Consider the following 8,895-nt stretch of genomic DNA (forward strand, 5'->3'; position numbering starts at 1 on the left):
GTTCAACTTGGTAATTAACTTTTGTCACTGGCGTATAGATTGAATCTACAGCAAGTGTTCCTACTGGTGCATCATCTTTTTTATTTTGATCAGCTGGAACATAACCACGACCGCTGTTTACAGTCAAAGTCGCTTTGAAGCTTGATCCTTCACCGATTGTGAAAAGATAATGATCAGGGTTTACAATTTCAATATCACTATCTGTAAGAATATCTCCAGCAGTCACTTCTGCAGGACCTTCTACATCAAGTTCAATAATCTTTTCGTCTTGGACGTAAGATTTTACAGCGATCCCTTTAACGTTAAGAATGATTTGCATAACGTCTTCACGGACACCTGGAACTGTATCAAATTCGTGCAATACACCTTCAATGTTAATTGAAGTAACAGCAGCACCTGGAAGTGAAGCTAATAATACGCGACGAAGAGAGTTCCCTAGTGTTGTACCATAACCACGTTCAAGTGGTTCTACTACAAATACACCGTAATCTTTATTTTCATCAATTTTTGTTATATTTGGTTTTTCAAACTCAATCATTTGCTATACTCCCTCTGAAACGAAAAGCTGTGTAATTGTTGATGATTATACACGGCGACGTTTTGGAGGACGAGCACCATTGTGTGGCACAGGAGTCACATCGCGGATTGCAGTAACTTCAAGACCAGCAGCAGCAAGAGCACGAATAGCAGACTCACGACCAGAACCAGGACCTTTAACAGTAACTTCTACTGATTTAAGACCATGTTCTTGAGCTGATTTTGCAGCAGCTTCTGATGCCATTTGTGCAGCAAATGGTGTAGATTTACGAGAACCTTTGAAACCAAGAGCACCTGCAGATGACCATGCAATTGCGTTACCATGCACATCAGTAATCATAACAATTGTGTTATTAAATGTTGCGTGAATATGAGCAATACCTGATTCGATATTCTTTTTCACACGACGTTTACGTGTTGGTTTAGCCAAGATTTTTACCTCCTTATTTTATTTTCTTATTTTTTCTTACCAGCAATCGCAACAGCTTTACCTTTACGAGTGCGAGCATTGTTTTTAGTGTTTTGTCCACGAACAGGAAGTCCACGACGGTGACGGATACCACGGTATGAACCGATTTCCATCAAACGTTTAATGTTCAAGTTCACTTCACGACGAAGGTCACCTTCTACTTTAATTGCGTCAACTTCACGACGGATAGCATCTTCTTGATCTGGTGTAAGGTCGCGAACACGAATATCTTCAGAAACGCCTGCAGCAGCAAGAATTTTCTTAGATGTTGGAAGTCCGATACCGTATACATAAGTCAATGAAATTACTACACGTTTGTCATTTGGAATGTCAACTCCAGCAATACGAGCCATGTTTTCTCCTTTCTATCTTATCCTTGACGTTGTTTGTGTTTTGGATTTGCTGGGCAAATTACCATAACACGACCATTACGACGAATTACTTTACAGTATTCGCAAATTGGTTTGACCGATGGTCTTACTTTCATTTTTATCCCTCCAAGTTTTTCGATTATTTAAAGCGGTATGTGATACGTCCACGTGTCAAATCGTACGGACTCATCTCCACTGTAACACGATCTCCCGCTAAAATACGAATATAGTTTTTACGAATTTTACCAGAAACTGTTGCTAAAATCTGATGTCCATTTTCAAGTTCAACCGTAAACATAGCATTCGGCATCGTATCGACTACTTTGCCTTCTACTTCAATCACATCGTCTTTTGCCACGCAAAAGTACCTCCATAAATTTCGATTCATTCCTCTGAGCACAGAGGTAACAATTATAAGTCAGACTAATTCATTGTATCACTTGTTGTCAATTATTGCAAGTGACTAAAACGTTTTTATTTCAAATTCTCCAAGACTTTTTGGATATCTTTAAAGACGTCGTTAATGTCTTGATTTCCTTCGATATCATGGACTAACCCTTTTGCACGATAATGAGCAAGAATTGGCTCACCTTGAGCAATATTCACATCCAAGCGACGTTTAACCGTTTCTGGTTTATCGTCCTCACGTTGGTAATAGTCTTCTTCCTTGTAATCAGCTGGTGGATTGAATACCTTATGGTAGGTTTCACCTGTTTCACGGTGAATAATACGTCCACTCAAGCGTTCAAGAAGGCAAGATGGATCTACTTCGATGTTGATCACTCCCTCAAGTTCAAGACCAAGGTCGACCAAGATTTGATCCAAAGCATGTGCTTGTTCAATTGTACGAGGGAAACCATCTAAGAGGAATCCTTTTTCCTTAATATCGTCTTGAGCCAAACGTTCTTTTACAATCCCGTTTGTCACATCATCCGGCACCAATTCACCTTTATCGATGAATGATTTTGCCAACACACCCATTTCGGTTTGATTGGCCATTGCAGCACGGAACATATCCCCAGTTGAGATATGTGCAACTTGAAATTGTTCGACAATCTTAGCCGCTTGTGTCCCCTTACCTGCTCCAGGCAATCCCATGATTAATAGATTCATAATCATTTGCTCCTTATTTTGTTTTTAAATAAGTCTGTTACGATCTAACAAACTTATTCAAAAACAAAATAGAAGGTTGACAATGTCAACCTAATTCTATTCTGTTGTATCCATGAAACCAATGTATTTGCGTTTCAATAAGTAACCTTCTAATTGTTTCATTCCTTCAATACCAGTTGAGATGATGATCAAGAGACTAGTTCCTCCGAGAGCAACTGTATCTGTTAAACCAAAGACATCCCGGGCAAGAATTGGAATAATGGTGATGAATCCAAGGAAGAGAGAACCAACCGTAGCCAACCGTCTAAGAAGACGTGACATGTAGTCTTCTGTTCCCTTACCAGGACGTACACCTGGAATGTAGGCACCACTCTTTTGTAGATTTTCCGCAGTTTTTTCTGGGTTAATCTGTACAAATGTGTAGAAGAAAGTAAACAAAATGATTAGCAAAGCATACATTGCTACACCTGTTGGTGTATTGGTTGCTAACATAGATTGTGCTGTTCGAACCCATCCAGCATTGTAACCCATGGCACTAATGACCTGGAAAATTGCTGCCGGCGCAGCTGTGATCGAACTAGCAAAGATGACAGGAATAACTCCAGCTGGGTTTACCTTCAATGGAAGATATGAACTAGATGGTGCTCCTTGTGCAATCTTTGTGTATTGAATTGGAATTTTATACTGTGCTTGTTCCACAAAGGTTGTGAAGTAGATAATCACTAAAATCGCTAAGATTAACACACCTACGAAAATTAGTGAATTGTTCAATTGTCCAGAACGGACGTTGACAAATGAATCTTCATAAACACCTTTGATCATTTCTGGGATGGAAGAAACAATCCCCGCAAAGATGATCATAGAAACACCGTTTCCGTATCCTTTGTCTGAAATCTGTTCTCCCAACCAGGTCACAATCATCGAACCTGTCGTTAAAATTGCACCAATTAAGATGTAGGTTTCAACGTTCGGTGTCGATACTAATTTAGCTTGTGACAAAGTATGGAAAGTAGCTGTAATTCCAATGGATTGAACGAAAGCTAGAACCAAGGCAATATAGCGTGTTGCCTGATTTAACTTTCTCCGCCCAACTTCTCCTTGTTTCCCCCACTCAACAAACTTTGGAAGCAAATCCATTTGAAGGAGCTGAACTACGATGGAAGCCGTGATGTAAGGACTCACCCCGAGGGCGAAGACAGAGAAGTTTCTCATGGCATTCCCTGACACCAAGCTCATCATATTCAAGAAGGAAACATCTTGTAAGTTGTTAAGGATCTTCGCATTCACACCAGGAACCGTAATCGTGGTCCCAATTCGGAAGACAAGTATGATAAAAATAGTAAATAAAATTTTTGATCGTACTTGTTTAACCTTAAATGCATCTTTTAATAATTTAAAGAACATAGGTCACCCCTCTTAGATGACTTCTACTGAACCACCTTTAGCAGTGATAGCTTCTTCAGCTGATTTAGAGAATTTAGCTGCCTTAACAGACAATTTCTTAGTCAATTCTCCGTTACCAAGAATTTTAATTCCTGATTTTTCAGCTTTTACAATACCTGCTTCAACAAGTACAACTGGTGTTACTTCAGCACCATCTTCGAAGACGTTCAACTGATCAAGGTTTACAATCGCATATTCTTTAGCGTTGATGTTTGTAAATCCACGTTTTGGAAGACGACGGAACAATGGAGTTTGTCCACCTTCAAAACCAAGACGTACACCGCCACCGCTACGAGCTTTTTGACCTTTTTGACCACGGCCAGAAGTTTTACCATTACCAGATGAAGTACCACGACCAACACGGTTGCGGACTTTACGTGAACCTGCAGCAGGTTGTAATTCATGAAGTTTCATTATTATTTTCTCCTCTTTTGTAAATTGCTAACGCATGTAATCAGGAAAAGGTGTCCCGACTACAAACTCGCCTATACTTATATTTAGTTTTAGGGGATGAGAAAATTCTCATACCCCTGAAAACCTTGTTCTATTTCAAAATAGATTATTTTACTTCTTCAACTGTTACCAAGTGAGATACTGCAGTGATCATACCACGTACTGCTGGGTTATCTTCTTTAATAACAGAGCTGTTCAATTTGCCAAGTCCAAGTGCTACAACAGTTTTACGTTGTGACGGGATGCGTCCGATTGGAGACTTAGTCAAAGTAATTTTAATTTGAGCCATTTGAATCTCCTTTCTTAAGCCAAGTCAGAAACTGAAATACCACGAAGGGCAGCAACTTCTTCAGCGCGTTTCAATTGAGCTAAACCTTCCACTGTTGCACGAACAATGTTGATTGGAGTGTTTGATCCAAGTGATTTAGATGTTACATCTGCAATACCTGCCAATTCAACAACGGCACGAACTGCACCACCTGCAGCAACCCCAGCCCCTTCGATAGCTGGTTTCAACAATACACGAGCTCCACCAAATACTGATGTTACTTCGTGAGGAATTGTTGTTCCAACCATAGGAACTTCAATCAAGTTTTTCTTAGCATCTTCTACTGCTTTACGGATTGCTTCTGGTACTTCTTGAGCTTTACCTGTACCAAAACCAACACGTCCGTTACGGTCACCAACAACTACAAGAGCTGCAAAGCGAAGACGACGTCCACCTTTAACAACTTTTGTAACACGGTTGATGGCAACTACGCGTTCTTCAAGTTCAACTGCATTGTCTTTAAATGCCATTTTCTAGTGTCCTCCTATTAGAATTTCAATCCGTTTTCACGAGCTGCATCAGCCAAAGCTTTAACACGTCCGTGATATAGATATCCACCGCGGTCGAACACCACTTCAGAAATACCTTTAGCAACTGCACGTTCAGCAACAAGTTTGCCGACAACAACGGCTTGTTCAGTTTTAGTTCCTTTTGAAACTTCTTTGTCAAGAGTTGAAGCGCTTGCGAGCGTTACACCCGCTACGTCATCAATTACTTGAGCGTAGATGCCTGTATTAGAACGGAATACGTTCAAACGTGGGCGATCAGCAGTTCCAGAGAGTTTTCCGCGAACGCGACGGTGGCGTTTTTGACGGATTTTATTTTTATCTGGTTTCGAAATCACAATTTTCACCTCTTAATTTTAAAATCATGTGCTAAGCACTGAGTTGGTAAGATGAAGATTGGTTGAAAAACAACCAAACTACATTATTTACCTGTTTTACCTTCTTTACGGCGAACGAATTCACCAACGTAACGGATCCCTTTACCTTTGTAAGGTTCTGGTGAACGAAGGCTACGTACGTAAGCAGCTGTTTGACCAACTACTTCTTTTGAAATTCCGCTGATAACGATAGTCGTTGGGTTTGGAAGTTCAAAAGTAATTCCTTCTGGAGCTTCAACTTCGTCTGGATGAGATTTACCTACAGCCAAGACAAGTTTGTTTCCTTGAAGTTGTGCACGGTAACCAACCCCGCGCATTTCAAGTTCTTTCTTGAATCCTTCTGAAACACCAACAACCATGTTGTTCAAAAGGGCACGAGTAGTTCCGTGGATTGTTTTCATTTCTTTTGAATCGTTTGGACGGTGAAGAGTTACTTCAGTACCTTCCACACGGATTTCAATATCCTTTGAGAACTCACGAGTAAGTTCTCCTTTAGGTCCTTTTACAGTTACAACGTTGCCATTGTTAGTGAGTTCAACACCAGCAGGCAACACGATAACTTTATTACCAATACGTGACATGTTTTTATTCTCCTGTTAAATTGTCAGGCCTTTGAAGGCCAGTTTTCACGGGGTTTAAATCTTTTTGATTTAAAAGTTAATGTTTAGGTCTCAATTTCTAAGTGAATCGAGGCATTGTCTCGCAGACATAACTTTGGGTTAGGCAAGAGACAATAACGAAGAGTCACAACGAAATTGGGAGCTAAATATTACCAAACGTAAGCGATAACTTCCCCACCAACGTTCTTTTGGCGTGCTTCTTTATCAGTAAGCAAACCTTCAGAAGTTGAAAGGATAGCAATTCCAAGTCCGTTAAGAACTTTTGGAAGATCTTCACGTTTTTTGTAAACACGCAAACCTGGTTTAGAAACACGTTTTAAGTTTGTGATAACCTTTTCACCGTTTGCTCCGTATTTCAAGAACACGCGGATGATACCTTGTTTGTCATCTTCGATTACTTCAACATTTTTTACAAAACCTTCGCGTTTAAGGATTTCAGCAATCCCTTTTTTGATGTTTGATGCAGGTACTTCAAGTACTTCGTGTTTTGCTTGGTTAGCGTTACGAATACGAGTTAGGAAGTCTGCGATTGGGTCAGTCATAACCATTTTATATTTCTCCTCTTACTAGTAGTTTGAATGTTTCACTTGCTAGTTAATGATTGAGCTGGGCTCAGAAAGTTTAGATACATACAAATGAGGATTTCTCATTTGAACACGAGCTACAACCTGGGCAAAAAAGATAGATTTGTCTTGGAGCATCGCTCCTGCATCAAATCTCCTATTTTTGCTGAGGTTGTCACGCTCTTTGTATCATGCTATTACCAAGATGCTTTAGTGACACCAGGGATTTGTCCTTTGTATGCCAATTCACGGAAGCAAACACGGCAAAGTTTAAACTTGCGGTAAACTGAGTGTGGACGTCCACAACGTTCACAGCGAGTGTATGCTTGAGTAGAGAACTTCGCTGGGCGTTTGTTCTTAGCAATCATAGATTTTTTAGCCATTAGTTTTACCTCCTATATTATTTTGCAAACGGCATACCAAGGCCAGTAAGCAATGCACGTGATTCTTCGTCTGTGTTCGCAGTAGTTACGATTACGATATCCAAACCACGAGTTTTATCAACATCATCAAAGTTGATTTCTGGGAAGATCAATTGTTCTTTCACACCAAGTGTGTAGTTTCCGCGTCCGTCAAATGATTTTGTTGGAACACCATGGAAGTCACGAACACGTGGAAGTGAAACTGAAACCAATTTGTCCAAGAATTCGTACATACGTTCGCCACGAAGAGTTACTTTCGCACCGATCGCTACACCTTCACGAAGACGGAAGCCGGCGATTGATTTTTTAGCTTTTGTGATAAGTGGTTTTTGACCTGAGATCAATGCCAATTCTTCAGCAGCTTTCTCAAGGTTTTTAGCGTTAGAAACAGCATCTCCAACACCCATGTTCAAAACGATCTTATCAACTTTTGGCACTGCCATAACTGATGAGTAGTTAAATTGTTCAGTCAAAGCTGGAACTACTTCATTAAGGTATTTTTCTTTTAAACGATTAGCCATTATACTTCTCCTTTCCTTCGTGATTAGTCAAGCACTTCGCCTGATTTTTTGTTATAACGAACTTTTTTGCCGTCTACGAATTTGTAGCCAACTCGTCCAGCAACACCGTTCTTGTCCAAGACTTGAACGTTTGATACATGGATTGGAGCTTCTTTTTCGATGATAGCACCTTGAGGGTTTTCGTTATTTGGACGTTGGTGTTTTTTAACAAGGTTTACACCTTCAACAACAACTTTATTTACTTTTGGAAGAGCAGCAACGACTTTAGCTTCAACACCTTTGTCTTTACCAGCAATTACACGAACTTTGTCGCCAGTTTTTACAAACATTTTATTCTCCTTTTATTCTTACGCCCGATGGGCACCCTGGCCAATGAGCCAGGGGACTGTGTTTGTGATTTTTAAAATTAAAGTACTTCTGGAGCAAGTGATACGATCTTCATGAAACCACCGTCACGCAATTCACGAGCGACTGGGCCAAAGATACGAGTTCCGCGAGGAGTTTTGTCTTCACGGATGATCACTGCAGCATTTTCATCGAATTTGATGTATGAACCATCTTTACGACGAGCACCTGATTTAGTACGAACGATAACAGCTTTTACAACGTCACCTTTTTTAACCGCACCACCAGGAGTAGCTTGTTTTACAGATGCCACAATAACATCACCGATGTTTGCAAATTTACGTCCTGAACCACCAAGAACTTTGATAGTCAAGATTTCGCGAGCACCGCTGTTGTCTGCGACTTTCAAACGAGTTTCTGTTTGAATCATTTCAGTTTTCTCCTTTCAGGTTTGATTAGATGATAACCGCTTCTTCAACAACTTCTACAAGACGGAAGCGTTTTGTAGCTGAAAGCGGACGAGTTTCCATGATACGAACGATATCGCCTTCTTTGGCAACGTTGTTTTCATCATGTGCTTTGTATTTTTTAGAATAGTTGATACGTTTACCATAGACTGGGTGGTTACGTTTAGTTTCAACTACAACTGTGATTGTTTTGTCCATTTTGTCAGACACAACGCGTCCAACAAGAACTTTACGATTATTGCGTTCCATTGAAATTCTCCTTCCCTAGTCTATTATTTAGCTTCTGATTGAACAGTTTTGATACGAGCGATTTGTTTTTTCACTTCTTTCAAACGTCCAGTTTGCTCCAATTGACCTGCA

At 40.2% G+C, this 8,895-nt stretch carries 19 protein-coding genes; all 19 read right to left on the reverse strand.

Annotated features, from left to right (window positions below; genetic code table 11):
- Positions 1-538, reverse strand: a 538-nt coding sequence (locus ACLOR3_RS08795) for a DNA-directed RNA polymerase subunit alpha (protein WP_412037153.1), incomplete at its 3' end; no start/stop codon positions are given.
- 45 nt (positions 539-583) lie between these two features.
- The gene (gene rpsK / locus ACLOR3_RS08800) at positions 584-967 is read right to left on the reverse strand and encodes a 30S ribosomal protein S11 (RefSeq protein ID WP_001118385.1); all 384 of its coding nucleotides are present in this window, start codon (positions 965-967) and stop codon (positions 584-586) included.
- Positions 968-993: 26 nt separating this feature from the next.
- Positions 994-1,359 carry a 30S ribosomal protein S13 gene (gene rpsM, locus ACLOR3_RS08805; RefSeq protein ID WP_003009631.1) on the reverse strand — a complete coding sequence of 122 codons (366 nt, stop codon included), beginning with the start codon at positions 1,357-1,359 and terminating at the stop codon, positions 994-996.
- A gap of 17 nt (positions 1,360-1,376) precedes the next feature.
- Positions 1,377-1,493: a 50S ribosomal protein L36 gene (rpmJ, locus tag ACLOR3_RS08810; RefSeq protein ID WP_001808836.1), complete on the reverse strand. Its 117-nt coding sequence runs from the start codon at positions 1,491-1,493 to the stop codon at positions 1,377-1,379.
- A 23-nt stretch (positions 1,494-1,516) separates the two neighbouring features.
- Positions 1,517-1,735, reverse strand: a complete 219-nt coding sequence (infA, locus tag ACLOR3_RS08815; RefSeq protein ID WP_001029883.1) for a translation initiation factor IF-1 — start codon at positions 1,733-1,735, stop codon at positions 1,517-1,519.
- A 116-nt stretch (positions 1,736-1,851) separates the two neighbouring features.
- The gene (locus ACLOR3_RS08820) at positions 1,852-2,490 is read right to left on the reverse strand and encodes an adenylate kinase (RefSeq protein WP_006597039.1); all 639 of its coding nucleotides are present in this window, start codon (positions 2,488-2,490) and stop codon (positions 1,852-1,854) included.
- Between the two features lie 96 nt (positions 2,491-2,586).
- The gene (gene secY, locus ACLOR3_RS08825) at positions 2,587-3,894 is read right to left on the reverse strand and encodes a preprotein translocase subunit SecY (protein WP_195324663.1); all 1,308 of its coding nucleotides are present in this window, start codon (positions 3,892-3,894) and stop codon (positions 2,587-2,589) included.
- A 12-nt stretch (positions 3,895-3,906) separates the two neighbouring features.
- Complete coding sequence (rplO, locus tag ACLOR3_RS08830) at positions 3,907-4,347, reverse strand: 50S ribosomal protein L15 (RefSeq protein WP_006595181.1); 441 nt, start codon at positions 4,345-4,347, stop codon at positions 3,907-3,909.
- Positions 4,348-4,492: 145 nt separating this feature from the next.
- Positions 4,493-4,675 carry a 50S ribosomal protein L30 gene (gene rpmD / locus ACLOR3_RS08835; RefSeq protein ID WP_002894509.1) on the reverse strand — a complete coding sequence of 61 codons (183 nt, stop codon included), beginning with the start codon at positions 4,673-4,675 and terminating at the stop codon, positions 4,493-4,495.
- Positions 4,676-4,689: 14 nt separating this feature from the next.
- Positions 4,690-5,184 (reverse strand): 30S ribosomal protein S5, encoded by a 495-nt coding sequence (gene rpsE / locus ACLOR3_RS08840; RefSeq protein WP_006595182.1) that lies wholly within the window; start codon positions 5,182-5,184, stop codon positions 4,690-4,692.
- Between the two features lie 17 nt (positions 5,185-5,201).
- Positions 5,202-5,558, reverse strand: coding sequence for a 50S ribosomal protein L18 (gene rplR / locus ACLOR3_RS08845; RefSeq protein WP_003010871.1), 357 nt, complete (start codon positions 5,556-5,558; stop codon positions 5,202-5,204).
- A gap of 83 nt (positions 5,559-5,641) precedes the next feature.
- Positions 5,642-6,178 carry a 50S ribosomal protein L6 gene (rplF, locus tag ACLOR3_RS08850; protein WP_411400915.1) on the reverse strand — a complete coding sequence of 179 codons (537 nt, stop codon included), beginning with the start codon at positions 6,176-6,178 and terminating at the stop codon, positions 5,642-5,644.
- 188 nt (positions 6,179-6,366) lie between these two features.
- Positions 6,367-6,765 carry a 30S ribosomal protein S8 gene (gene rpsH, locus ACLOR3_RS08855; protein WP_006595183.1) on the reverse strand — a complete coding sequence of 133 codons (399 nt, stop codon included), beginning with the start codon at positions 6,763-6,765 and terminating at the stop codon, positions 6,367-6,369.
- 212 nt (positions 6,766-6,977) lie between these two features.
- The gene (locus ACLOR3_RS08860) at positions 6,978-7,163 is read right to left on the reverse strand and encodes a type Z 30S ribosomal protein S14 (RefSeq protein ID WP_001085699.1); all 186 of its coding nucleotides are present in this window, start codon (positions 7,161-7,163) and stop codon (positions 6,978-6,980) included.
- A gap of 17 nt (positions 7,164-7,180) precedes the next feature.
- A complete protein-coding gene (rplE, locus tag ACLOR3_RS08865; protein ID WP_006595184.1) occupies positions 7,181-7,723 on the reverse strand; it encodes a 50S ribosomal protein L5 in 543 nt (180 codons plus the stop codon).
- A gap of 23 nt (positions 7,724-7,746) precedes the next feature.
- Entirely contained in the window at positions 7,747-8,052 is a 306-nt protein-coding gene (gene rplX / locus ACLOR3_RS08870) for a 50S ribosomal protein L24 (protein WP_006595185.1), read from the reverse strand.
- 77 nt (positions 8,053-8,129) lie between these two features.
- Positions 8,130-8,498: a 50S ribosomal protein L14 gene (gene rplN / locus ACLOR3_RS08875; protein ID WP_002894494.1), complete on the reverse strand. Its 369-nt coding sequence runs from the start codon at positions 8,496-8,498 to the stop codon at positions 8,130-8,132.
- 25 nt (positions 8,499-8,523) lie between these two features.
- Positions 8,524-8,784 carry a 30S ribosomal protein S17 gene (gene rpsQ, locus ACLOR3_RS08880; RefSeq protein WP_000440801.1) on the reverse strand — a complete coding sequence of 87 codons (261 nt, stop codon included), beginning with the start codon at positions 8,782-8,784 and terminating at the stop codon, positions 8,524-8,526.
- A gap of 23 nt (positions 8,785-8,807) precedes the next feature.
- Positions 8,808-8,895: 50S ribosomal protein L29 (gene rpmC, locus ACLOR3_RS08885; protein WP_412037171.1), on the reverse strand; the 88-nt coding region annotated here is incomplete at its 5' end.

This window comes from Streptococcus intestinihominis (assembly GCF_046824975.1).
GTDB lineage: Bacteria > Bacillota > Bacilli > Lactobacillales > Streptococcaceae > Streptococcus.

What these genes read in the sequence shown, in the direction of transcription:
- rpsM (WP_003009631.1), bottom strand. Translation starts at nt 1,359, where the DNA reads ATGGCTCGTATTGCTGGAGTTGACATTCCAAATGACAAACGTGTAGTA.
- rpmJ (WP_001808836.1), bottom strand. Translation starts at nt 1,493, where the DNA reads ATGAAAGTAAGACCATCGGTCAAACCAATTTGCGAATACTGTAAAGTA.
- ACLOR3_RS08820 (WP_006597039.1), bottom strand. Translation starts at nt 2,490, where the DNA reads ATGAATCTATTAATCATGGGATTGCCTGGAGCAGGTAAGGGGACACAA.
- secY (WP_195324663.1), bottom strand. Translation starts at nt 3,894, where the DNA reads ATGTTCTTTAAATTATTAAAAGATGCATTTAAGGTTAAACAAGTACGA.
- rplO (WP_006595181.1), bottom strand. Translation starts at nt 4,347, where the DNA reads ATGAAACTTCATGAATTACAACCTGCTGCAGGTTCACGTAAAGTCCGC.
- rpmD (WP_002894509.1), bottom strand. Translation starts at nt 4,675, where the DNA reads ATGGCTCAAATTAAAATTACTTTGACTAAGTCTCCAATCGGACGCATC.
- rpsE (WP_006595182.1), bottom strand. Translation starts at nt 5,184, where the DNA reads ATGGCATTTAAAGACAATGCAGTTGAACTTGAAGAACGCGTAGTTGCC.
- rplF (WP_411400915.1), bottom strand. Translation starts at nt 6,178, where the DNA reads ATGTCACGTATTGGTAATAAAGTTATCGTGTTGCCTGCTGGTGTTGAA.
- rpsH (WP_006595183.1), bottom strand. Translation starts at nt 6,765, where the DNA reads ATGGTTATGACTGACCCAATCGCAGACTTCCTAACTCGTATTCGTAAC.
- ACLOR3_RS08860 (WP_001085699.1), bottom strand. Translation starts at nt 7,163, where the DNA reads ATGGCTAAAAAATCTATGATTGCTAAGAACAAACGCCCAGCGAAGTTC.
- rplE (WP_006595184.1), bottom strand. Translation starts at nt 7,723, where the DNA reads ATGGCTAATCGTTTAAAAGAAAAATACCTTAATGAAGTAGTTCCAGCT.
- rplX (WP_006595185.1), bottom strand. Translation starts at nt 8,052, where the DNA reads ATGTTTGTAAAAACTGGCGACAAAGTTCGTGTAATTGCTGGTAAAGAC.
- rplN (WP_002894494.1), bottom strand. Translation starts at nt 8,498, where the DNA reads ATGATTCAAACAGAAACTCGTTTGAAAGTCGCAGACAACAGCGGTGCT.
- rpsQ (WP_000440801.1), bottom strand. Translation starts at nt 8,784, where the DNA reads ATGGAACGCAATAATCGTAAAGTTCTTGTTGGACGCGTTGTGTCTGAC.